Raw genomic sequence first — 23,454 nt, forward strand, 5'->3', positions numbered from 1 at the left:
CCCGGACGAAGCGCAGCGAAGATCCGGGATCGGGGCGCGGAGACCGTTCGTTTTGCGGACAAAGAAGTAATCGCAGGGGCTCCCCGATCCCGGCTCGCGCTTCACTTGGCCGGGATGACGACGGAGAGGGTGAGGGGTAAGTGCCAAGCTCGGGGACAGTCCGACAGGGAGGGGGAGGTTTCGCAGACACACTCCCATGTCCTGCACTCAAATACACCTCACGTCAGCAGCGGGCGCAGCTCCGTCTGGATGTTCAGCAGGGCAGGGAGGAACTTTGTTTTTGCCGTTTCCGGTGTGGCTGACGTGCTGGCGTAACCGACATTGAGCGCGGCAATCGTGTGGCCGTGGGAATTCAGGACCGGAACCGCGATGGAACACAGTCCTGGTTCGACCTCCTGATCGATCGTCGCGAAGCCCTGGCTGCGGATGTTGGCAAGTTCGGCCAGAATGGCGTCCACCCGGGTGAGGGTCTTTGGCGTCAGTGCTGTCAGGGTCATGGCTTCCAGCCTTGCCCGCGCCTCGCTCTCCGGCAGGGCGGCCAGCATGACGCGGCCCATGGAGGAGCAATGAGCCGGCAACCGCGAGCCCGGCATCAGCGCGATCGACATGACTTTCGTTCGGGCGGCCCGTGCCACATAGACAATCTCGTCACCGTCCAGGATCGACACCGACGAGCTTTCCCCGATCTGTTCCGACAGGCGGTCGAGCAGGGGTTGCACCACACGTGGCAAGGGCATGGTGGCAAGGCAGGCAGTCCCCAGCCGCAGCACCTGCGGCGTCAGGGTGAAATACTTGCCGTCCCAGTTTGCATACCCGAGATGGGCCAATGTCAGAAGGCACCGGCGGGAGGTTGCCCGGTCGAGGCCGGACGCGTTCGAGACCTCGGAGATCGATTGGCGAGGACGGTCTGCGGTGAAGGTTTCGATAACCTGCAAGCCCTTGGCCAGGCCCCCCATGATGTCCCGCTCTGCAATCATTCGCCGGTCTCTTGCTGATATTGATTTGTGCGATATGTAAACAAATGAAACATATCGCACAAATCAATTGGACGAAAGACACCCGCCGTCGCTATCTCCATGGACACGACAAGGGGCGAATTCCGGTCGGCCTTGAGGTGTTGGAACCTTCCGCACTCAAGGCGCAAGCAGGAAGCTCCGGGCATTGCCCGAAAAGGAGACAAAGATGGACAAGACGGTTTCCGACCTTGCCACCGCCGTGGCGGGGGTCGAGGACGGCATGACGGTGATGATCGGCGGCTTCGGCGGTTCCGGATCTCCCATCGAGCTGATCCATGCGCTGATCGACCGCTATCGCGAAACGGGGCATCCGAAGGACCTCGTCATCATCAACAACAATGCCGGCAACGGCCATGTCGGCCTGGCTGCGCTCATCGAGGCGGGCATGGTCCGCAAGCTGATCTGCTCCTTCCCGCGCTCTGCCGATCCGGTGGTCTTCACCGAGATGTACCTGGCAGGCGGCATCGAGCTGGAGCTGGTGCCCCAGGGCACGCTCGCGGAGCGGATCCGCGCGGGCGGTGCGGGTATTCCCGCCTTCTACACGCCGTCGTCCTACGGAACGGATCTGGCAAAGGACAAGCCGGTCGGCGAATTCGACGGCCGCATGTATGTGCAGGAACGCTGGCTGAAGGCGGATGTTGCGCTGGTGAAAGCCGACACAGCGGACACCTTTGGCAACCTGACCTATCGCATGGCAGCCCGTAACTTCAATCCGCTGATGTGCATGGCTGCCGCGGAGGCCATCGTGCAGGCAAGCCGGATCGTCGAAGCGGGCGGGATCGACCCCGAGGTCGTCGTCACGCCGGGTATCTTCGTACAAAAGATCGTTGAGGTGGCAAATCCGCTGCAGGAAGAAGACCTCAACCGCGCCAATGCCGCCTATCCGCTGGAGGCCTGAGATGGAAAAGCTTTCAAACAACCAGATTGCCTGGCGCGCGGCACAGGATATTGCCGACGGCGCCTATGTGAACCTCGGCATCGGCTTCCCGGAAAAGGTCGCCCAGTTTCAGCCAGAGGGACGCGAGGCGATCTTTCACACCGAGAACGGACTTCTCGGCTTCGGCCAGGCCCCGGAGCCGGGTTCGGAGGACTGGGACCTGATCAACGCCGGCAAGAAAGCCGTCACGCTGAAGCCAGGCGCGGCCTTTTTCCACCATGCCGACAGCTTCGCGATGGTGCGCGGCGGTCATCTGGATGTGGCCATTCTGGGCGCTTATGAAATTGCCGAAAACGGCGACCTCGCCAACTGGTCGACCGGCCCCAAGGGTGTGCCTGCAGTCGGCGGGGCGATGGATCTCGTGCATGGTGCCAAGCGGGTTGCCGTCATCACCGACCACGTCACCAAGAACGGCCAGCCGAAACTGGTCAAGCGCTGTTCGCTGCCGCTCACCGGTGTCGGCTGCGTGACTCGTGTCTATACCAGCCTTGCGGTGATCGATATCGAGAACGGCCGCTTCGTGTTGCGTGAAAAACTGCCCGGCTTGTCGCTTGAAGATCTTCAGGCGGTGACCGGTGCTGAGCTTCTTGTTCCCGGCGCTGTCGCCGATCTTGTTGTTCCCGAGGTGTGAAATGGCTGAAGCCTTTATCTGCGACTATATCCGTACGCCCATCGGCCGCTTCGGCGGGGCGCTGTCCTCCGTCCGCGCCGATGACCTTGGCGCCATTCCGCTGAAAGCGCTGATGGAGCGTAATCAGGGCATGGACTGGGCGGCGGTCGAGGAAGTCTTTTTCGGCTGCGCCAACCAGGCTGGTGAAGACAACCGCAACGTGGCGCGCATGAGCCTGCTGCTTGCCGGGCTGCCGGAAACCGTGCCCGGCACCACGTTGAACCGCCTGTGCGGTTCGGGCATGGATGCGGTCATCAGTGCGGCTCGGGCCATCAAGGCGGGTGAAATGGAGCTGGCGATTGCCGGCGGCGTGGAATCCATGTCCCGCGCTCCCTTCGTCATGCCCAAGGCGGAAACAGCGTTTTCACGCCAGAACGAGATTTTCGACACCACCATCGGCTGGCGTTTCGTCAACCCGCTGATGAAGAAGCAATACGGCATCGATTCCATGCCTGAAACCGGCGAGAATGTTGCCGAAGATTATGCCGTCTCCCGCGAAGACCAGGACGCCTTTGCCCTGCGCTCGCAAGAAAAGGCGGCGGCAGCACAGGAAAACGGACGTCTGGCACGGGAAATCACGCCGGTGACCATCCCCCAGCGCAAGGGCGATCCGATTGTCGTCGACAGGGACGAACATCCGCGCGCAACCTCGCTGGAAGCTCTGGCCAAACTGCGGGCACCCTTCCGCGAAGGCGGCAGCGTCACCGCTGGTAACGCGTCCGGCGTCAATGACGGTGCGGCAGCCCTGATCGTTGCGTCCGAGGCAGCGGTCCGCAAGTATGGTCTGACGCCGATCGCCCGCATTTCCGGCGGTGCGACGGCAGGTGTCGAACCGCGCATCATGGGTATCGGCCCGGCACCGGCAACCAAAAAGCTGTGCGAACGGCTTGGCATCAAGCCGACTGATTTCGATGTTGTCGAACTCAACGAAGCCTTCGCAAGCCAGGGCATTGCCGTCCTGCGCCAGCTCGGAATTGCCGAGGATGCACCCCACGTCAATCCGAACGGCGGCGCCATCGCACTCGGGCACCCGCTCGGCATGTCGGGCGCACGTATTGCCGGCACGGCCGCTCTGGAGCTGCAGCAGCGCGGCGAAAAGCGCGCTCTTGCAACCATGTGCATCGGTGTCGGCCAGGGTATCGCGATCGCGCTCGAAGGCGTCTGATCGTCGGTCGGCAATTGTCAGGTGGAACGGCCGGGCATCACGCCCGGCCGTTTCGCTTTCAGTTCCTCAGGGATTGAGGACGATCACCTTGGTCTGACCGCCATTGCAGGTGTAGCAGCAGTTGGAACAGCGATTGCGGTTCTTGTAGCCCACGCCCCAGTAGAGATTGTTGCGATTTCGCACCCAGGCGCCATAGCAGACCTTTTCGCCGCGCTGGCAGGATATGTTGATCGTCTTCGTCGAAAAGTCGTCGAGCACGTAGATCTTCTTGTTGCCCGGCCAGACGTGTCCGCGGCGGGTATCGGAATAGAGTTCCACATCGACAATGTTCGGGTGTTTGCTTTCGAACCGCCAGTGCAGTGTTTCCGCTGATGCCGGCAAGGCAGCGGCGGCAAAATAAACAAATGAGAACGCCAACAAGATGGCGCTCAAAAGCCCCTTACGCATAATACTTCCCCCAAAGTATCCCCATGAAAAGCTGCGCCGGACCATTGTGCTGAATGGATATCTGGCAGCTCGCGCAAATAATGGGGCCTTTTTGAAGAAGATGGCAAGCAGGCGTTGCCAATTGCAGTGTTCAGACAGTGGTTTGCAGCCAGTCCCGAAAGGCGGCCACGGGGCGGGTCAAGGTGCGGGCGGGCGAGCGCACAAACCAGTATCCGGTCTCCAGTTCAACCAGTTTCCAGTCCGGCATGATCAGGTGCCCCGCCTCCAGTTCCTGGGAGACGAAGCGTCTGTCGATCACGATCGCGCCCATGCCTGCTATGGCAGCCTGGATGGCAAGATCCCGGCTCTGCAGCACGGTTCCCGATTTCGTGTCCGAATGGCTGAGCCCGGCCTCCTCCAGCCAACGCACCCAGTCGCCACGCCGCGAGGCGCTGTGCAGAAGTCTGAGGCCGCTCAGAACGGATGTGTCGGTGGCATCCTTGCCACGCAGCAGACCGGGTGCCAGGGCCACCGCCAGGTGTTCCTTCCACAAGAGGTGGCTCTCGACACTCGGCCAGTTGCCGGTGCCCAGCCGTATGGCGCAATCGTAGTTTTCGCGATCGAGATCAACCATGCGAGTGGAGGCGGACAACAGCAGTTCCACATCCGGCTGGCTCGCCTGGAAATCCGGCAAGCGGGGGATCAGCCAGCGGGTGGCAAAGGTCGAGACGGTGCTGATCCTCAGCTCCGTCCGGCCGCGCCGGCGGAAGCTGTCGACAGCCTCTTCGATGCGGTCGAAGGCATCGCCCATGCTCAGGGCCAGGCGCTGTCCTTCTTCTGTCAGGGTGAGCCCGCGACCATCCCGGTTGACCAGCGTCGCACCAAGCTCGTTTTCCAGCTTGCGCATCAGGTGGGACAGCGCCGAAGGCGAAACCCCGAGCTTTTCGGCCGCAAGCGACGCACGCCCGTGGCGGGCCAGCAGGGAAAAGGCATGTAGCGCACGCAGGGACGCCATGGTCGATCTCCGGAAAGTTGAATATTCTTCAATAATGAACCCCGGAGACCCTGTCGAGATCGGTCAGGCTTTTTCGGCGGAACTTTCCCTTTTCGGCCTGTTCACAAGCGTGACCAGTACAAAGGAAATGATCATCAGAAGCACCCATGCATTCAACTTTGCGATTGAAACCAGTGTCCATGCATCGGCCTGGTCCGGATACTGCCAGGCACGGGCGAAAGTGCCGATATTCTCCGCAATCCAGATGAACAGGGCGACCAGAAAAAAGCCCAGCACCAGCGGCATCTTGTGCCTATAGCGGAACACCGAATAATGGACCCAGGTTCGTCCAAAGAGCAAAAACAAGAAGACGAAAAGGCCAAGCCGCAGGTCGATGATGAAATGGTGGCTGAAGAAATTCACGTAGATCGCGAGCGCGAACAGCCATGTGGTCCACAACGGCGGATAACCGCTATAGGCGAAGTGGAAGATCCGGGAAACGCGGGCGAGATAGCTGCCGACGGAGGCATACATGAACCCGGTGAACAGGGGCACGTCACCGATGCGGAACAGGCTTTCCTCCGGATAGACCCAGGACCCGGCGGAGGTCTTGAAAATCTCCATGACCGTGCCGACCACATGAAAGATCAGGATGATCCTGGCTTCGTCCAGCGTTTCCAGACGCGTGGCCAGCATTGCGATCTGAAGACCGAGGGCCGCGAGAAACAGGAAGTCGTAGCGACTGAGCGCGGCGTCTTCCGGATAGACGAACCGCGTCAGAAGGATGATTGCGAGCAACAGGCCGCCGAAGATGCAGGCATAGGCCTGCTTCAGGCCGAAGGCGAGAAACTCCGTCGCCGCCAGACCGAACAGGCCCTTGCCGAAGACCGGACGCAGCCTGTGCAGGAGGTGATTTATGAGCCTTTCTGTTCCGGAGCCTGGACGGGAGGGGGCTTGTAGCGGTTGGACGATCCCGGTGGGTAACATGTAACGCCTCAGCTGAAGATACCGGCCGGTCCGCAAGCGGCCGGCAGGTCTTCTATGCATCTGGCGATGTGCAGGAACTGTGCAGTGCCTTCACAGTTTTCTGCAATATTGCGGGCTGACCTGCGGTCGGGCGCTAGCTGATGGCGCCAAGAACCGCCTTCAGGAACCCGGTCAGTTCGTCGGTGACGAAATCCACATGCGGATAGGGTTCGCCTTCCATGTCCCAGGTTTCCTGGAACACATCCCGCGTGCCGGTCGGCAGGATCAACGTCGTGCACATGCCAAGCGCATGCGGCACGCTCAGGTTCTTGGCCAGGTCTTCAAACATGGCAGCACGTGCCGGCGCGACGCCGGTATGTGCCAGGAAACGTTCGTAGGTGACCTTGTTGGGCTTGGGCACAAGATCCGCCGAGACGATGTCGAAGATATCCTCGAAATGATCCGCGATGCCGAGCGCAGCCGCCGTGCGTTCCGCATGTGGGCGGTCGCCGTTGGTGAAGATGAACTTTCGGCCCGGCAAGGCCTCGATCGCGGCTGCAAGGTCCGGATCGGGTTTCAGGGTCGAGTAGTCGATATCATGGACGAAGCGCAGGTAATCGTCCGGGTCGATGGCGTGGTTGGTCATCAGCCCGCGCAGGGTCGTGCCGAACTCGTGGTAGAGCTCCTTCTGATGCGCCATTGCCTCATCGGGCGGCAGGTTCAGGATCTTCTGCACATAGCGCGAGATCTGTTCGTTGATCTGCGGGAACAGGTCGCTCTCGTGCGGGTAGAGCGTATTGTCCAGATCGAAGACCCAGGCTTCGACGCCTTTGAAGATCCTCAGGTCGCGGCGATGAGCCTGCGGGCCCTCGTGGGGCAGGGGGCGTTTTCCTGTCACGGGCGGATCAACGTCCCTGCGCCGCCGTCGGTGAACAGTTCCAGCAGCACCGCGTGCGGCACCTTGCCGTTCAGGATGACAACGCCTTCAACGCCGCGGTCCAAAGCTTCGATACAGGTTTCGACCTTGGGGATCATGCCGCCGGAAATGGTACCGTCGGCAATCAGCTCATGCGCCTTGGCAACGGTGAGCTGCTTGATCAGGTTGCCGTCCTTGTCCAGAACGCCGGGCACGTCCGTCAGGAACAGCAGCCGTTTGGCGTTGAGCGAGCCTGCAATGGCGCCGGCAGCGGTGTCGGCGTTGATGTTGTAGGTCTCGCCGTCTTCGCCCGGGGCGACCGGGGCGACAACCGGAATGATGTCTTCCTTGAGCACCAGCTTCAAAACGGTCGGGTCGACCTTGTCCGGTTCGCCGACGAAGCCGAGATCGAGAACGCTTTCGATGTTGCTGTCCGGATCAACCACGGTCCGGGTCAGCTTGCGGGCGGTCACCAGGTTGCCGTCCTTGCCGCACAGTCCGACCGCGCGGCCGCCTTCGGCATTGATCAGCTGGACGATTTCCTTGTTGATCGAACCGGCAAGAACCATCTCGACCACCTCGACGGTGGCCCTGTCGGTCACGCGCAGACCGCCCTTGAACTCGCTGACGATGTTCAGCCGCTGCAGCATCTTGCCGATCTGCGGCCCACCGCCATGAACCACCACCGGATTGACCCCGGACTGGCGCAGCAGCGTGATGTCGCGCGCGAAGGCCTGGCCGAGTTCCGGATCACCCATGGCATGGCCGCCGTATTTCACGACAACGGTCTTGTTGTCGTAGCGCTGCATGTAAGGCAGGGCATGGGCAATGATGTTGGCGCGTGTGGCGGTGTCAGGCGTGGTCATGGAACGGAAATACTCACCGTGGCTGGGAAAACGTCTCGCGAAAGTCCCCTGCTATAGCCGGTTTGAAGTGGCTTCACAATCGGCGCAGGAGTGACGGGTCACTGGGTGGCCAGAAGAAACAGCTCCGCCCGCAGTTCGTCGACACCGCGGTTCTTTTCCGAGGACGTGGCCAGAATCTCCGGATGGGCGGCGACCCGTTTGCGCAGGATTGCCTTGGTGTCCTCGATGAGGCGAACGAGTTGCGGCGGTTTGATCTTGTCGGCTTTGGTCAGCACGACCTGATAGACGACGGCTGCCTTGTCGAGCAGTTCCATCGCTTCGAGATCGTTCTTCTTGATGCCGTGACGGCTGTCGATCAGAAGGATCACGCGGCGCAGGTTCGGCCGACCGCGCAGATAGGAAAACACCAGCTGGGTCCAGGCTTCCACCAGTTCCTTGGGCGCCTGCGCATAGCCATATCCCGGCATGTCAACGATCGTCAGCGGCGTCTCGGGAGCAATGAAGAAGTTCAGCATCTGTGTCCGGCCCGGGGTTGCCGAAGTCCGGGCAAGGTCCTTGCGGCCGGTCAGCGCGTTGATCAGGCTGGACTTGCCGACGTTCGACCGCCCCGCAAAGGCGATCTCCGCTCCGGCCGCTTCCGGCAGGTTGGCCATGTCGGTGACGCTGGTGAGAAAATCCCACGGACGGCAGAACATCAGCCGGCCGGCTTCGAGGTCTTCATCGGAATATTTTTGTTCTTCGCTCATAAGCGCCTTCTACCCTGCCTGAAAGCAACCGTCACTAGTTTTGGCGTGCCGGTTCAAGCCTGCAACCCCGCAAGGCGCACCCTCTTGAAAGGGATGCCTTGCAGGTCTTTTGGTCCGCACGGCCGGTCCGTTCGGATCAGGCGCGGTTTCGTTTGGCATCACACTCACCGCCCAACCCTGTCGCGACGGCCTCAAGGGCCTCGATATCCGCGCCGCGGATCGCATCGAGGTTCCGGGAGATCGTCTCGGCCGGCCAATCCCACCAGGCGATTTCAAGCAGCCGTTCGATAGTGGCTTCATCAAACCGGAGTTTTACCACCCGGGCAGGATTGCCGACCACCACCGCATAGGGCGGGACGTCGGACGCGACCACCGCGTGCGCGCCGATGATTGCCCCGGAGCAGATGGTGACACCGGGCATCACCGTTGCATTGGTTCCGAACCAGACATCATGACCGACAACGGTATCTCCCTTCAGGTGGTCGAAAATGGTCGCAGGATCGAAGCCCTGTTCCCAACCGTTTTGGAAGATGTTGAAAGGGTAGGTCGAAAAACCCGTCATGGCATGGTTGGCACCACTCATGATGAACGTCGTTCCTTGCGCCAGCGCGCAGAACTTCCCGATCTTCAGCCGGTCGCCGACAAAGTCGAAGTGATAGCGCACATTGCGGCTTTCAAACTCCGCCGCGTGGTTTTCATCGTTGTAATAGGTGAAGTCGCCCACTTCGATGGTAGGGCGGGTGATCACGTTTTTCAGGTAAACCGTGTGCGGTTCGCCATTGAAGGGATAGAGCGTGTCGGGGGACGGGCCGTGCATGAGGCCTCCTTAAAAGCAAGAAAACAAGGGAAATTGGAAAACGCGTGTTGGACGCGGTTGACCTGCCGGTGAGCGGCTTCGCCTTGCGGATCAGGTCTTGCTTTATCGGATCATTGGGCCGGGCACTCCAAACGGGATCGGTTGAAAGACGCGAGAGCCTCGCGTCAAGGTGCCGGATAAAAACACGAGGTTCCGGCGCCGGTCAAGGTGGAACCTTTTAGGGCTTGTCTATTTGTCCCTGCAGCCTTCCAGCCAGACGTCGCCATTGTCCAGCGGTGTGCAACTGCCGGCAACCAGGCGTTCGATCCGCGCAACTCGGTCTTCAAGTTTCGGATCGTCTTTTCCAAGATGGTATGTGGACGGGGCTATAAGGACCGCGACAAGGGAGAGAAATTCCCTCTCGGAAAGCTCTGCCGGAGCTTTCCCGTAGATGGCATTGCTTGCCCTGAAGAACCCGGTCATCCAACCGTCGGGCCCATGGCCCATTTCCAGGGTGTCGAGCCAGAGAGCCAGAATTTCCTGCTTTGTAAGCTCATGTTCCAGCCCGATTGCGTAACCAGTCTGCCGGATCTTGGCGATACCGGGCTGGAATGTTTCGAAACCGACGCGTTTGGCAAGCGATTGGGTAATTGTGGTGAGACCGCCTCCGGCACTGGATAGATCAACACCGGAATGGTCCACAAAGCCGGGATCCTCGACCTGCAGCAATTTCGCAAGTTGCCTTGGCCCGAGATCGACACCGCCTCGGCCGCCGGCAATCAGCCTGTCGGCGCGCGCGGACAGGCGAAAGGCATCGGCTCGGGCATCGAGATAACCGGCAAATCCGTAAACAAAGGCGGCGGCAGTCAGAAGCAGGACGAGGGCGGAAAGGATTTTGAGCACGCGCAAGGGACACCTCCGGAAATATATCTCGAACCGTGTCGGGCAAAGCGGGCACTGTCATGATGGAAACGAGGCCTAAAGACGGCACTTGCCTGCGTTTTTCACATCGAGGGCTGCGGGGATGTGTGGTAGGCGACGACTTGAAAAGACCTGCTTGAGTGGGGTTCTTCGGGTCGGTCAAGAACCCCGTCGAAAGTGGACCGGACAGGTGGTGCCGGTTTCTGGAGTCGTGTTCAGGTGGGAATGCGAACCCGGGCGTCGACACGCCTTTCACCATAAGCCCTGTCCTGCGGCATTTGGACTGCCCTCGGGTCGTTGAACAGGAATTCGGAGATTCTCGACATCAACCTGATGCGTGTGTGTCTGTTGCCTTCGTGAAATCCGATATCATTAAGCCCTCTCACATAGGCTTGGAATGTCGGGTCCGGGGCGTTGTCCTGCGGTGGCTTGAAATAGAGCTCACCTTGTCCGAACGCAGGCTGATAGCCGAAAAACGCCAGGCCAAGCAGTTCGCGCGCCAGCACACGCGGGTTCTGGAATGATGCTTTCCTGTTGGTTTGTCTGTCCGTGTACTGTCCGAAGGTCCAGAACATGCCGGCGTTCCGGTTCATGAACTCCTTCCAGTGGTTCTTTTGATAGTCCACGGTTCCCTTCACAAGGTGCTCTGCATTTCTCCGGTTGGTCACATGCGGCAGAATCTTCTGCAGTTTCGGGACCTCTTCGTCCAGCAAATCCTCGCCGCATTGGCGAAAAAGGCCGGCCTCAGCGGTTTCCAGCGTCAGACTAAAGGTCTTGTGGGCAGTGATCGCACCGATGATGAGTGCATCGTTGAGAAGAGGCGTCCACTTCTTTTCACTCAGGATGGCGCCTCCTGTGACGGGCACGGGAGGGATGATATTGTTGTCCGCGTCCGTGTGCGTGCCTTTGCCATCGTTGCGGGCTCTTTGTTCCGTCCGGACATGCTTCCTGGTTACGTCTTCCTGGATGCCGCTGGCAGCCGTCACACCGAAGTTTGCGATCAGGTTTTTGCACATCCGGATACCGGTGCCGCCAAGCAAGGTATATGGCATTCGGTTATTTGCGGCAGCCCTGTACAGATTGTAAGCAGCCCGGCAAAACTGGTCCATTTTGTCCCGATCCTGCCAGTTGGACCAGTTTTGAACCCACGCGTTGTCGTCCCAGTAACGCTGCCAGTGAGGTTCAACCGCTGCTTTGAAGGCGTCATAGTCTGCGTACATGTTCACGGTCTCCACGATGTGGCAATGCTTGCGGCCGCACAAAAGGGATCGGGCGCACGCTTTGCTGTGTGCCGGTTTCTGTTTCAGGTGTTGGCTGGCTTGCTTGTGTCACCGGGTATTGAGCAGGCGCTTTCGGCTGCGAGCACCCGGCTGCACAAGCTGTTGCATCTCTGGCAGACAATTTGATGGAAGAAGGGCCAAATGGCCAGTGACGCCCGTCACTGCGCTCGCATGGGCCTTGAAGTGGTCAACGCTGGGTCTTGTCGAGAAATGGCGAACTCTTGCCGGTCATTTCCATACCGAACATTCACTCGACAGGCGGAGCGGGACAAAGTCGGCAATGTCCTGCCGACGGAAGCCAGGGGGCGTCATAAGAACATCAAAAGGTTCGATGACCGGCCTCTCAATGAATAAGCCCCGCCGGTTGGCGGGGCTTATCGTTTTCAGGCAACTGCCAGAGGACTAACTCTTGTCGTCGGGAGCTGGCTTCTTGCGTTTGAAGAGCGCCCCCAGATTGTCCCAGAGCTCCACCTTGGCTCCCTGACGGCGCATGATCACATACTGCTGCGTCACGGACAGGGTGTTGTTCCATGCCCAGTAGATCACCAGACCAGCCGGGAAAGAGGCCAGCATGAAGGTGAAGATCACGGGCATCCAGGTGAAGATCATCTGCTGGGTCGGATCGGGCGGAGCCGGGTTCATCTTCATCTGGATGAACATGGTGATCCCCATGATCAGCGGCCAGACGCCCAGCATCAGCATCTGCGGCGGATCCCAGGGGATCAGGCCGAACAGGTTGAAGATGGTGGTCGGGTCCGGTGCCGAAAGATCCTGGATCCAGCCGAAGAACGGTGCGTGGCGCATTTCGATGGTGACGTACAGCACCTTGTAGAGTGCGAAGAACACCGGGATCTGCACCAGGATCGGCAGACAGCCGGCCAGCGGGTTGATCTTCTCTTTCTTGTAGAGCTCCATCAACGCCTGTTGCTGCTTCTGCCGGTCGTCGGAATATTTCTCCCGAATTTCCGTCATTTGCGGCTGCACGAGCTTCATCTTGCTCATGGAGACGTAGGACTTGTTGGCCAGCGGGAAGAAGATCAGCTTGACGATAACGGTGACGACCAGGATGGCGACACCGAAGTTGCCGAACAGGTGGAAGAACCAGTCGATCGCGAAGAACATCGGTTTGGTGAGGAAGTAGAACCAGCCCCAGTCGATGAGGAGTTCGAACCGTTCGATGCCGAGCGCTTCCTCGTAACCGTCGAGAACCTTGGTTTCCTTGGCGCCGGCAAACAGATACGAGCTGCTTTCGCCGGTCGAACCGCCTGCAATGGTCACACCGTTGCCGAGATAGTCGGCCTGAAAGACGTCGGTGGTGGCGGAGTGGCTGAAGCCCGGCTGGAATTCCTGACCCGGGGTCGGGATAAGCGTCGCGGCCCAGTACTTGTCGGTGATGCCGAGCCAGCCCTGGTCGACCTTGGCCGGCCGGATGGAGCTTTCTTCCATCAGATCGTCGTAATCGACTTCCTTGAGGCCTTCCGCGCCGAAGACGCCGAGCAGACCTTCATGGAGAATGTAGATACCCTTGGTTTCCGGCATGCCCTTTCGAGCGATCAGGCCGTAGGGATAGAGCGTTACCGCGTCGGCGCCAGTGTTTTCGACCGCCTGATTGACGGTGAACATGTAGTTGTCGTCGACAGAGAAGGTGCGCTTGAAGGTGAGGCCCGCACCATTGTCCCAGGACAGTGTCACGGGGGTTGACGGGGTCAGTGTCGTCTCGCCGTCGATGGACCAGATGGTATCCGGGCCGGGCAGGGCGATGTTCGAACCCGGATCGCCGACCCAGCCGTAATCAGCGTAGTAGGGCTTGGGGCTGCCGGACGGTGAGAACAGCACGATGGTCGGGCTGCTCTTGTCGACGGTCTCGTGATAGTCCTTCAGCCGGATATCGTCGAGGCGGCCGCCTTTCAGATTGAGCGACCCTTCAAGGCTGGGCGTATCGATGATCACGCGCTGGGAAGCGGCAAGCGCAGTATCCCGGTTGGCAAAGGCGGCCTGTTGCCCGGCTGCCGGTGCCGCGGTGTTGGCGCCCTGCGAACCGGTTGGTTGCGGTGCATCCGGGTTTGTTGTGCCGGTCGCGGCCTTTTGAGCGGCCTCCTGCTGGGCCTGAAGTTCGGCCTGCTGGCGTTCCAACTGAGGCGCGGCAACGAAATATTGCCAGCCGAGCAGAACAATCAGGGACAGAACGATCGCGAGAATCGTGTTGCGGTTTTCAGAAATCAACTGGATTTACCCCTGTTTCCTGCGCTGTTTCGATTGGGCTGCGAGCCCTGCCGGCGCGGTTTTCCCCGTCCGCGCGGCGTTTGCGGATCCAGCACCTGGCTCAGGCCAGACTTAAGGTCTGCAACGATTTTTTCAAAGGGAAGAGTGAGTGCGCTGTCGCGAGCGACAAGCACGAAATCCGCCTTTTGCGGGATATCTTCGGGCGCAAGTTCGGCCACGGCGGCTCGAAGCCTCCGCTTTATGCGGCTGCGCATAACCGAATTGCCGGTTTTCTTGGTAACCGTGTAGCCAACCCGCGACGCGTCGTCGCTGTCGCGGTTCAAGCCCTGAACGACAAAAGCGCGCCGGCCCAGCCGGCCGCCTTTGGCGACCGCCAGGAATTCGGAGCGCTTTTTCAAAGTGTCCATAGCGGCGGATTGGTGTTGGCAGTCGCCGCCAACCCGGCGCACTGCGGGCTGGTCGCCGATTAGGCGCTGAGGCTCTTGCGACCCTTCGCGCGGCGACGAGCAAGCACCTGACGGCCATTCTTGGTGGCCATACGTGCGCGGAAGCCGTGGCGACGCTTGCGGACAAGACGGCTCGGTTGATACGTACGCTTCATTGTTCTTCCCCGCGCGGCTAAGAGCGCGGCCCTTGTTCATTTTTTAAATTCTTTGGAGGAAGCACCCGAAGCGCCATGAAGAGCGCGGCTTTTCCAGCCTTGGGTCCGAATGCATGTCCCGGTCGAGCGCGCTTATAAGGGCCATGCCGCCTCAAGTCAACTTTGCACGCCTAAGATTCTGCGTTTTCCTTTCGATCACGCACAGGTGAACCTGAAACGGGCAAGCGTCACTTATCAGTGAAGCACAGTTCTTTTTACGAGGTTTAAGGTACATCTGCCTATCAGAACAAAAAAGCAGGGCGCCCCTGCGACAAGAAGCGAGCTGATGGAAGAGTGGATGCTGGGTGACGAGGCCAACAGGATGACGCCGCCGAAGGACACGGGGCAGACCGGCGGAAAGACGCAGGAACGCACGGCAGCCGAAAGGCTCAGAAAGTGGCTGCCACTGGCGGTTCTCGCAGGCCTGATGGTGCTCGGATTCGCTCTTGGCCTGCACAAGCAGCTGACCTTGTCGAACCTCATCATGCAGCGGCAGGACCTTGCCGGATACGTCGAGCAGAACCTGGTGCTCGCCATTCTCGCCTATGTGGCCATTTATACGGTGGCGGTCGCTCTGTCGTTTCCCGGGGCATCCTTGCTGACCATCGCGGGCGGTTTTCTGTTTGGCTGGGTAATTGGCGGTGTCGCAACGGTTCTGGGCGCGACGATAGGCGCCTGCGCCGTCTTTCTTGTCGCAAGATCCTCCTTCGGTGAGGTGCTCACCAATCGGGCCGGCCCCTTCCTTGCCCGTCTGGCCGAAGGGTTTCGCAAGGATGCGTTTCACTACCTCCTGTTCCTGCGGCTGACGCCGGTATTCCCTTTCTGGCTGGTCAACATCGCCCCGGCAATCTTCAAGATGCCGTTGCCCTCCTACACGCTCGCCACGTTTGTCGGCATCATTCCGGGCACCTTTGCCTTCACCTTCATCGGTTCCGGCCTCGACAGTGTCATCGCGGCACAGGAAGCTGCCAACCCCGGCTGCGCGGCGTCCGGAACCTGCCAGATCGACGTTGCTGCCCTGGTAACACCACAGCTGCTGGCGGCGTTTTTTGCGCTCGGAATCGCCAGCCTTATTCCGGTGATCTTGAAAAAAGTCCGCAATCGTTAAACTTTCCGCCAGTTTCCTGCCGAATCGGAGCCCGTCATGGCCAATTTGCTGACCCCGGACATTTGCGTGATTGGCGCAGGCTCTGCCGGCCTGTCCGTTGCCGCGGCCGCGGCGGCTTTTGGCGTCGAGGTGGTGCTGATTGAAAAGGGGCTCATGGGCGGCGATTGCCTCAACTACGGCTGTGTGCCCTCCAAGGCGCTTCTGGCCGCCGCCAAGGCCGCGCATACGCAGGAAGCTGCGAGCCGGTTCGGAGTGCATGGTGACAAGCCGGAAGTCGATTTTGCCGAAGCGAACGATCATGTCCGCAAGGTCATCGCCGCCATCGAGCCGCATGATTCCCAGGAACGCTTCGAAGGCCTCGGCGTCACCGTCCTGCGCGAGCCGGCAAGGTTCACCGGATCCGATGAGGTGTTGGCCGGTGCAGTCCGTATCAAGGCCCGGCGTTTTGTCATCGCAACGGGTTCCTCCGCTTTCGTTCCGCCTATTCCAGGCCTCGAGGACGTTCCCTATCTCACCAACGAAACCCTGTTCCAGTTGCGCGATCGACCGGAGCATCTGGCAATTATCGGCGGCGGACCAATCGGTCTTGAAATGGCGCAGGCCCACCGGCGTCTCGGTTCGAAAGTCACCGTGTTCGAAGCCCAGAAGGCTCTTGGCAAGGACGATCCGGAACTGGCGGGGGTGGTGCTGGATACTCTGCGTGCCGAAGGTATCGACATTCTGGAAGAAACGGCGGTCGAAAAGGTTGGGCGATCCGGTGCGGGGCTTTTGATCAGTGCGAAGGGGGCGGATGGAAAGCCGGTCACGGTGGAGGCCTCTCATCTGCTGGTGGCGACCGGCCGTGCGCCCAACGTCGACGGGCTTGGTCTGAAAGAAGCCGGCATCGATCATGACCGCAAAGGCATTGCGGTCGACAAGGGTTTGCGAACGAGCAACCGGCGCGTCTATGCCATTGGCGACGTTGCCGGTGGTCTGCAGTTTACGCATGTCGCCGGCTATCAGGCAGGTCTTGCGATTCGCTCCATCCTGTTCCGGCTGCCGGTCTCCATGACCAGCGACATTGTGCCATGGGTTACCTACACATCGCCGGAACTTGGTCATGTCGGCCTGAGCGAAGCCGAGGCCCGCTCGCGCTATGGCCACAAGGTCAAGGTGCTGACGGCGGACTATGCCGGCAATGACAGGGCGCAGGCAGAAGGCCTCACGAAGGGCCGCCTGAAGCTGATTGCCGGGCCGCGCGGCAGGCTGCTTGGCGCGGATATCGCGGGTGCCCAGGCAGGAGAGGTCATCAATCTTCTGTCGCTCGCCCTGTCGAAGAAGATGACCATGAAGGACCTTGCCGGGTTCATCGCGCCCTATCCGACACTGGGTGAACTCGTGCGCCGTGCGGCAATTTCTTACTATGCGGAAGCGCCCAAAAATGCTTGGCTGCGCAAAGCGATCGGTTTCCTGCGTCTGTTCGGGTGACCGCTGGTGCCGTCTGTTTTAGAGAAGCTGTGGTACCATCGCTGATGCGGGGCCGGGGCCTTGGGATTTGGAAAGACGTGACATGAAACATGAGGGCGCGCCGCAAGGATCGGCTGTCCCGCAAGAACCCGCCGCCACGCCCGCTTCTCCCGGCGATGGCTTCGGGCATTATCGATTTGGCGGCCTGTCGGGCAAACTGCTGTTGATGACGGTGCTTTTCGTGATGCTCGCGGAAATCCTCATCTATGTGCCCTCGATCGCCAACTTTCGAAACACCTGGCTTACCGACCGGCTGACCACGGCAGGTGTCGCGGCTTCTGTGCTTGCGGAAACCAACACCATCGCCCCGCGTCTTCAGGAAGAATTGCTGCGCACGACTGGTGCGCTCGCGATTTCCCTCGACGAAGGCTCGCGGCGCAGCCTGATCGCCATGAGCAATGTGCCTGGCGAGATGGATTTCGTTGTCGACATGGCCGAAGTCACCCCCTGGTCGGCCATCCTGCACAGTTTCGAGATCCTCACCTATCGCGGCGACGGCGCCATGCGCATCATCGGTGTCGGCCAGATGGGCCATACCGAGCATGTCGATGTGGTCCTGCCCGTACGCCTTCTGCAACAGGATATGCTGGCCTTCTCCGGCCGCATTCTTGCACTGTCGCTGGTGATCTCGATCATCACCGCCAGCCTTGTCTACATCACCCTCAGGGCATTGTTCATCCGGCCGCTGCGCCGCCTGACGCGCTCCATGGAACGGTTTGCCGAAAGCCCGGAAGATACCTCGCGCATCATGTCGATTTCCGGCCGCCGCGACGAACTCGGCGACGCCGAAATCCGTCTGGCGGGCATGGAGGAGGCTCTTTCAAGGGCGCTCCATCAAAAGCAGAGGCTTGCTGACCTCGGTCTGGCCGTTTCCAAGATCAATCACGACCTCCGCAACCTGCTGGCCTCTGCACAGCTGTTTCTGGAGCGCCTGGAGCATGTGCCGGACCCGACGGTCAAGCGCCTTGCCCCCAAGATCCTGGCAACGCTCGACAGGGCGGTCGGTTACACGCAGGCGGTGATGTCCTACGGCAAGGCCCAGGAACGGGCACCGCAACGCCGTCTGTTGGCGCTGAAGCGTGTCGGTGACGACGTGGCGGACGTGCTGGGTCTCGTGGATCATGCCACGGTGCGTTTCGACAACAAGGTCCCGGTGGAAATCGAGATCGACGCCGATCCGGAACAGATCTTCCGTGTGATGCTCAATCTCGTCCGCAATGCCTTTCAGGCGCTGGAAGCGGAAAAGGACGAAACGCTGGTCCGGCGGATCACCATCGAGGCCGAGCGTGAGGGCACCTGCGTCCGCGTCCGGGTTTCCGACACGGGGCCGGGCATTCCGGAGAATATCCGCAAGGCACTGTTCAGGGCTTTTCACAGCGGTTCGAAAAACGGCGGCGTCGGTCTCGGGCTGGCGATTGTCGCCGAATTGCTCAAGGCGCATGGCGGATCGGTGCGGCTGGAAGACAACCGGACCGGCACGTGTTTCTGTTTCGAGGTTCCCGACCGCAAGCCGTGAGCGGGAAGGGCGATCTTATTCACTGCTAAGTCTCGAGGAGTTCTGCGGCTTTCCGAACTGTGTGACAGTTCTTTGAAAAAAAGTTCAAAAAGGTTCTTGCAATCCCCATCGGACCGCAGTAGGTAAGCGCCCTGTCCGGGGTACACGACACGCCCCGCAGCGCCAAGACCGGTCATCTCCAGGTTCAACCGAGATGACAAGATCTTCGCAAATACGCACCGGTAGCTCAGCTGGATAGAGCACCAGACTACGAATCTGGGGGTCGGGGGTTCGAATCCTCCCCGGTGCGCCACTTTTCCTGCACCATCAGTATTTGATCCGTTTGCACCTGTTTGCATTGCGCTGAAGCGTTGTCGGCCTGTCCGGACAGTTTCCAGGAAGCAACTTCAACATTTGCCGTCTTTGAAATGGCTACATTCGTGCATTGGGTTCCTGCTTTCCATGCGATGGACCGAACAGGTTCTCGGGGGCGTCAATCTCGTGTGAAGGCCAGCTTGTCAGCGGGTGATTTGCCGAATCCCAACGTGCCTGATCCGGAAAATCGGATCTTGTTTCCGATGACACATGCCGCATGTTCTTGGGCAGGTGATTACGGTCGCCCGGCTTGGATGGTCCCTATAAGAAGGGGCCGTTTCGGGTCGTTCCAAAAGAATTGTAAGAAATAAAATCTCAAAATATTTTGTTGTTTGATTATTATTGTAAAATGTGTATGCTGAAAATTAGAAAAATAAGCGCGGAACAAAATAAAAATCAATCTTACCGCCTATTTTTGAATGAAAATTCAAAGTACATGAGTGTATTTTTCCTTGTCAGGGTGCTGCTTAGGCCTGCGCCCTCCCTGGACAAGTGTGCCCGCGAAACCGGTCATGACACGTTTGGTGGCGCAGATGTTTACCGCTTGCCGTCACGCATTTGACCTCGTTGGATCAAGAACAGTTTACGGAAGCGGCCACCGTATGCCGGTTGAACAGGCCGATACGCGTATCTGTCGATAGCATAGCGTCACTTGGCGGATCTCAGCCGGCGAATTCTTCAAATCAAAGGATACCCAGTTATCATGACCAGGAAAACGGTCACAAATACCAGCCAGGGCAGAGTCTCGGGTGGCTCTTCGGACCACAGTTTCAGGATAGGGCAGGCCGTACGCCTGAAAAACGTATTCGGTGGCAAGGGCATGTCCGGCCTGACATATCGTGTGACAGGAAGGTTGCCTGCTCGCGATGGCATGCCGCAGTATCGCATACAGTCCGATGGGGAAGCGTACGAGCGCATGACCACGCAGGATCAACTTGAAGCGGTTGGCGAAGCTGCTTCTGGTTCCAACTCGACGCTGCTTGAACGAACATTCGGTTCAAGCCACCGATAGGCTGCTGGAGAACCTGTTCCGCCCATCAGCGAGAAGAGGTGTTCCTCATCTGTGATTGCCTGATGAACCAGGAACAGGAAACGTGGTGGAGCTGGTCGAACTTGCGTCTGATGGCGATCTATCAGACGGGCTGCCCAGATCCCGTCTCAGGGCTTTTCTTGTAACGTGCTGGCGCGAAACCTACCAGGAGCAATTGGGCAGCGTCACGGCCACTGCGATGGTCGAATCCCTTGCCGGAGACGATCTGGGTGGCATTCTGCCTGCGACGGATGAACGTGTGGTCCTCGCGTTTCATGACGATCGGATCGTCGGAAGCTGCGTCTACGCAGCTCGCGGGGAAACTGTCTATGTCTGGGGCTGTTACATCAGGCGAGCGTTCCAGAGATCGGGGACTGGACGCAGATTGATCCGGCATGTTCAACGTGAAAGTTTGAGCGCAAGTCGGCTTCAGGTCACGGTGCTATGCGCCAGCGTGGGCGCAGTCGCCTTTTACGGATCTTTGGGATTTGCAGTTGTGGAACGCGTAGAATACGAGCTCTTGCCCGGTTGCAGGGAGCCGGCGCTGGTCATGGAACTGGCGACCGCCTGACGGTGTGCCATGGTTCCGAGGTTTTGGGCGGAAAAGCAGAAGCGAACGCCGAACGGCAATCAAGGGCGGTCCATATTGAATGCCCGTTTCAATCGCCTTGCCGACAGTGCCCGCAAGAAGCCCTGGGAAAAAGAGAAATGAAACCCGGCGTCAGGCCTTGGGCACAATGGGTTTGCGGGGTTTTGCCGGGGCTGACTTGCCTTTGGCGGTATTCGTGGCGGCGGCTGCCTGCTTGTCCTGGCTCGCCAGTCTTGCAGCTTTCAGCCGGGCCGTCTTGGCGTCGCGGGCAGATGTCTCGGCCTCATTGATTTCACGCGCGACCCGACGCGTTGTTTCCGCTTTGCTTTCCGCAGTTTCCCGTCGTGTGCGAAGCGGGCTTTCATTATCCTTGGACGAAGTCATCTGCACGTCTCCAACCGTTCACTGGTGGTAGTTGCAAAAAAGGCCGGGAGTTACCCCGGCCTTTTCCATTCATCCTGCTGCCCGGTGCCAGTACATCCGTGGTCACCGAACAGAGTTGGATGCAGAATTAGACTTCCTGAAGGTTGTCAGCAGCGGACTTGCCGGAACGGCGGTCCTGGACAACTTCAAAGCTGACCTTCTGGCCTTCGACCAGGCTGCGCATGCCTGCGCGCTCTACAGCGGAGATGTGCACGAACACGTCGGCAGCGCCATCTTCCGGCTGAATGAAGCCAAAGCCTTTGGTGGTGTTGAAGAATTTTACGGTACCTACTGGCATAACGATTTCCTTTCAATCGGTCATGGTAGTTTGCGCGCCTCACGGTATGCGGGGCGGCGCGGTTAGGTCGACGTTGATGGGAAGATCGTTCAGAACACGGAAAACCGCGCAGTCACAAAGTTCGACAAACAATATCGATGCCCGTTACCTAAGTTGAAACCGTGTCCAAAACAAGGCGCATTTCCTGTTTCTTTGAAAAGAATTTTTGCGGCGATGAAACTTAGCAATAATAATTCGTTTTGATCCGATTTCAGGATCGTTTTGGCGGGGGATGGGGCATCTCGGCCGGATGCAGGCCCAGGGGTAATAACGGAATTCCGGTTAATGGACGTAGAACCTGGCAATCGGCGAAGGCGCAGGCGGTAGTTCTGACAGGTTTGTTTTACCAGCCTTCTTTTAGGTGCTACAAAGACGCGAAGTGTTTTTCCAAAGTGAGTTCAGAGACATACATGTCCCAGGCGCTGGAAATTTCGCTCCTTGGGGAACTGCGCGTCAGGGCCATGGGGCAGGAAATTGTTCTGCCGGCCTCCAAGAAGGCGCGGGCGCTTCTGGCGTTTCTGGTTGCGACGGGGCGGCCGCATCGACGTGAGCGATTGTGTGAGCTGTTCTGGGACCTTCCGGACGATCCGAAAGCGGCGCTGCGCTGGGCGCTCAGCAAGTTGCGGCGGGCGGTGGATACGCCGGACCGGTTGCGCATCATCGCCGACCGCGAGCGCGTCCAGTTCGATGCTGAGGGCATCGGTATCGACATTCTGGATATTCACGCAAGGCTTCGGAACCAGGCAGGGATGCTTGGTGTCATTGAGCTTGAGGACATGGCCACGCGGCTCGGGAACATGTTGCTGGACGGCCTGGACGGTGCCGGCGACGAGGCTTTCGATGCCTGGCTGACGGCTGAACGTGAAGACGTCCATCTGGCGCAGGTGGAAGTTTACAGGCGTCTGGCGACCCACGGGGATATTGGCCCGGCTGCCAGTCGGAAGTGGCAGCGACTGTGGCTGGAAGCCGACCCGGAAGGTGCAGAGGCGCACCAGCGGATGCGAAGTGATACGTCACCGGCAGGCCTTCAGCGGATCACATCACCCCCAGGTCTTTCGTCTGACCACGTCGTGCTTGCCGAGACGAGTTCGGCCGACCCGGCAGACAGGGTTCGCAAGGCCCGTGCCCATGCGCTCAGGGCGCAGAATATCGGATTTTGCGACGTGGCAGACGGCACCAGGATCGCCTATGCCAGCATCGGGTCCGGCCCACCTATTCTGAAGGCGGCCAATTGGCTGAACCACCTGGAGTTCGACTGGTCGAGCCCGATCTGGGGCAGAAGCTTTGCAGAGCTCTCCCGCGGCCGCACGTTGATCCGCTACGACGAGAGAGGCTGCGGTCTGTCAGATTGGGACGTGGACGATCTCGGGTTCGACGCCTTTGTCGAGGATCTTGAGGTCGTTGCCGATACCCTGGGGCTGGAACGGTTTCCGCTGGTGGGTATTTCTCAGGGCTGTGCCGTGTCGGTTGAATACGCCGTGCGTCATCCCGAGCGCGTTTCCGGACTGATCCTGATCAGTGGGTATGCTGCCGGCTGGCGATATCTCGCCTCACCGGAGGAACAGGCCCGCCGCGAAGCGGTGATCACGCTGACGGAACTTGGCTGGGGAACGGATAATCCGGCCTACCGGCATATTTTCACGCAAACCTTCATGCCGGATGCCAGCGCGGAAACCCTGGACTGGTTCGATGATTTTCAGCGTCAGACAACCTCGCCGAAAAACGCGGCGCGGTTTCAGGAAGCCTTCGGCCGTATCGATGTCCGCCACCGTCTTGGTCAGGTAAAGGCGCCGACAATCGTTTTGCACTCCAGATACGATCAGCGCATTCCGCTGGAACTCGGCCAGGCTGTTGCGGCAGGTATCCCGGGGGCGCAATTCGTGGCGCTGGAAAGCCGAAATCACATTCTGGTCGATCAGGAACCTGCCTGGCAGGTATGCCTTGGTGCCATCCATCGCTTTCTTGAAGAGAACGGCATCTGATTTTGGCTATTGCCGGAGGCGCATTCCGGCGGGGCAGAGCCGGGATA

The 23,454-nt window shown here is 59.6% G+C and carries 24 protein-coding genes and 1 tRNA gene; 10 read left to right on the forward strand and 15 right to left on the reverse strand.

Annotation, left to right across the window (positions count from 1 at the left end; all coding sequences use genetic code 11):
* Positions 1–218: 218 nt before the first annotated feature.
* Entirely contained in the window at positions 219–977 is a 759-nt protein-coding gene (locus Q666_RS60950; protein WP_023002270.1) for an IclR family transcriptional regulator C-terminal domain-containing protein, read from the reverse strand.
* A 205-nt stretch (positions 978–1,182) separates the two neighbouring features.
* Between Q666_RS60950 and Q666_RS60960 the strand changes: the two genes are divergently transcribed.
* Genes Q666_RS60960 through pcaF form a run of 3 tightly spaced genes read left to right on the forward strand, consistent with a single transcriptional unit; the run spans position 1,183 to position 3,788 of the window.
* On the forward strand, positions 1,183–1,914 hold the full coding sequence (locus Q666_RS60960; protein ID WP_031269848.1) for a 3-oxoacid CoA-transferase subunit A: 732 nt from the start codon (positions 1,183–1,185) through the stop codon (positions 1,912–1,914).
* Position 1,915: 1 nt separating this feature from the next.
* Positions 1,916–2,584: a 3-oxoacid CoA-transferase subunit B gene (locus tag Q666_RS60965; RefSeq protein ID WP_023002267.1), complete on the forward strand. Its 669-nt coding sequence runs from the start codon at positions 1,916–1,918 to the stop codon at positions 2,582–2,584.
* A 1-nt stretch (position 2,585) separates the two neighbouring features.
* Positions 2,586–3,788, forward strand: a complete 1,203-nt coding sequence (gene pcaF, locus Q666_RS60970; protein WP_023002266.1) for a 3-oxoadipyl-CoA thiolase — start codon at positions 2,586–2,588, stop codon at positions 3,786–3,788.
* Positions 3,789–3,854: 66 nt separating this feature from the next.
* On the opposite strand, the gene Q666_RS60975 is transcribed toward pcaF, so the two are convergent.
* The 12 genes from Q666_RS60975 to rpmH form a co-directional block, all read right to left on the reverse strand.
* Entirely contained in the window at positions 3,855–4,235 is a 381-nt protein-coding gene (locus Q666_RS60975; RefSeq protein WP_023002265.1) for a hypothetical protein, read from the reverse strand.
* A 130-nt stretch (positions 4,236–4,365) separates the two neighbouring features.
* Positions 4,366–5,229, reverse strand: a complete 864-nt coding sequence (locus Q666_RS60980) for a LysR substrate-binding domain-containing protein (RefSeq protein ID WP_023002264.1) — start codon at positions 5,227–5,229, stop codon at positions 4,366–4,368.
* 63 nt (positions 5,230–5,292) lie between these two features.
* On the reverse strand, positions 5,293–6,195 hold the full coding sequence (locus Q666_RS60985) for a DUF817 domain-containing protein (RefSeq protein WP_023002263.1): 903 nt from the start codon (positions 6,193–6,195) through the stop codon (positions 5,293–5,295).
* Positions 6,196–6,328: 133 nt separating this feature from the next.
* Positions 6,329–7,072, reverse strand: coding sequence for a pyrimidine 5'-nucleotidase (locus Q666_RS60990; protein ID WP_023002262.1), 744 nt, complete (start codon positions 7,070–7,072; stop codon positions 6,329–6,331).
* Positions 7,069–7,956: an acetylglutamate kinase gene (argB, locus tag Q666_RS60995; RefSeq protein WP_023002261.1), complete on the reverse strand. Its 888-nt coding sequence runs from the start codon at positions 7,954–7,956 to the stop codon at positions 7,069–7,071. Before argB ends, Q666_RS60990 begins: the two co-directional genes overlap by 4 nt.
* 98 nt (positions 7,957–8,054) lie before the next feature.
* On the reverse strand, positions 8,055–8,702 hold the full coding sequence (gene yihA, locus Q666_RS61000) for a ribosome biogenesis GTP-binding protein YihA/YsxC (protein ID WP_023002260.1): 648 nt from the start codon (positions 8,700–8,702) through the stop codon (positions 8,055–8,057).
* Between the two features lie 136 nt (positions 8,703–8,838).
* A complete protein-coding gene (locus Q666_RS61005; protein WP_023002259.1) occupies positions 8,839–9,519 on the reverse strand; it encodes a CatB-related O-acetyltransferase in 681 nt (226 codons plus the stop codon).
* Between the two features lie 228 nt (positions 9,520–9,747).
* A complete protein-coding gene (locus Q666_RS0134225) occupies positions 9,748–10,401 on the reverse strand; it encodes a transglycosylase domain-containing protein (protein WP_228866689.1) in 654 nt (217 codons plus the stop codon).
* A gap of 233 nt (positions 10,402–10,634) precedes the next feature.
* The gene (locus Q666_RS61010; protein WP_023002257.1) at positions 10,635–11,639 is read right to left on the reverse strand and encodes a hypothetical protein; all 1,005 of its coding nucleotides are present in this window, start codon (positions 11,637–11,639) and stop codon (positions 10,635–10,637) included.
* Positions 11,640–12,101: 462 nt separating this feature from the next.
* Positions 12,102–13,919, reverse strand: a complete 1,818-nt coding sequence (gene yidC, locus Q666_RS61015) for a membrane protein insertase YidC (protein ID WP_031269843.1) — start codon at positions 13,917–13,919, stop codon at positions 12,102–12,104.
* Positions 13,919–14,329, reverse strand: coding sequence for a ribonuclease P protein component (gene rnpA, locus Q666_RS61020; protein ID WP_023002254.1), 411 nt, complete (start codon positions 14,327–14,329; stop codon positions 13,919–13,921). Before rnpA ends, yidC begins: the two co-directional genes overlap by 1 nt.
* Positions 14,330–14,388: 59 nt before the next feature.
* Positions 14,389–14,523 carry a 50S ribosomal protein L34 gene (gene rpmH, locus Q666_RS65780; protein ID WP_006934271.1) on the reverse strand — a complete coding sequence of 45 codons (135 nt, stop codon included), beginning with the start codon at positions 14,521–14,523 and terminating at the stop codon, positions 14,389–14,391.
* 325 nt (positions 14,524–14,848) lie between these two features.
* Between rpmH and Q666_RS61025 the strand changes: the two genes are divergently transcribed.
* From Q666_RS61025 to Q666_RS65265, 6 genes are all read left to right on the forward strand, one after another.
* On the forward strand, positions 14,849–15,670 hold the full coding sequence (locus Q666_RS61025; RefSeq protein WP_023002253.1) for a TVP38/TMEM64 family protein: 822 nt from the start codon (positions 14,849–14,851) through the stop codon (positions 15,668–15,670).
* A 36-nt stretch (positions 15,671–15,706) separates the two neighbouring features.
* The gene (locus Q666_RS61030) at positions 15,707–17,137 is read left to right on the forward strand and encodes an FAD-dependent oxidoreductase (RefSeq protein WP_023002252.1); all 1,431 of its coding nucleotides are present in this window, start codon (positions 15,707–15,709) and stop codon (positions 17,135–17,137) included.
* 82 nt (positions 17,138–17,219) lie between these two features.
* Entirely contained in the window at positions 17,220–18,692 is a 1,473-nt protein-coding gene (locus tag Q666_RS61035) for a HAMP domain-containing sensor histidine kinase (protein WP_023002251.1), read from the forward strand.
* 215 nt (positions 18,693–18,907) lie between these two features.
* A tRNA-Arg gene (locus Q666_RS61040) sits at positions 18,908–18,984 on the forward strand.
* Between the two features lie 765 nt (positions 18,985–19,749).
* Entirely contained in the window at positions 19,750–20,058 is a 309-nt protein-coding gene (locus tag Q666_RS0134230; RefSeq protein ID WP_023002250.1) for a hypothetical protein, read from the forward strand.
* Positions 20,059–20,140: 82 nt separating this feature from the next.
* Entirely contained in the window at positions 20,141–20,647 is a 507-nt protein-coding gene (locus tag Q666_RS65265; RefSeq protein ID WP_023002249.1) for a GNAT family N-acetyltransferase, read from the forward strand.
* Positions 20,648–20,797: 150 nt separating this feature from the next.
* Here the strand turns inward: Q666_RS65265 and Q666_RS66480 are convergent, their stop codons facing one another.
* Together Q666_RS66480 and Q666_RS61050 are read right to left on the reverse strand one after the other, a co-directional pair.
* The gene (locus tag Q666_RS66480; protein ID WP_023002247.1) at positions 20,798–21,049 is read right to left on the reverse strand and encodes a hypothetical protein; all 252 of its coding nucleotides are present in this window, start codon (positions 21,047–21,049) and stop codon (positions 20,798–20,800) included.
* 127 nt (positions 21,050–21,176) lie between these two features.
* On the reverse strand, positions 21,177–21,386 hold the full coding sequence (locus tag Q666_RS61050) for a cold-shock protein (RefSeq protein WP_023002246.1): 210 nt from the start codon (positions 21,384–21,386) through the stop codon (positions 21,177–21,179).
* A 449-nt stretch (positions 21,387–21,835) separates the two neighbouring features.
* On the opposite strand from Q666_RS61050, the gene Q666_RS61055 reads away from it, so the two are divergent.
* Positions 21,836–23,407 carry an alpha/beta hydrolase gene (locus Q666_RS61055; RefSeq protein WP_023002245.1) on the forward strand — a complete coding sequence of 524 codons (1,572 nt, stop codon included), beginning with the start codon at positions 21,836–21,838 and terminating at the stop codon, positions 23,405–23,407.
* The last annotated feature ends 47 nt before the right edge of the window (positions 23,408–23,454 follow it).

Source organism: Labrenzia sp. C1B70 (genome assembly GCF_000475395.1).
In the GTDB taxonomy this organism is placed as follows: domain Bacteria; phylum Pseudomonadota; class Alphaproteobacteria; order Rhizobiales; family Stappiaceae; genus Roseibium; species Roseibium algicola.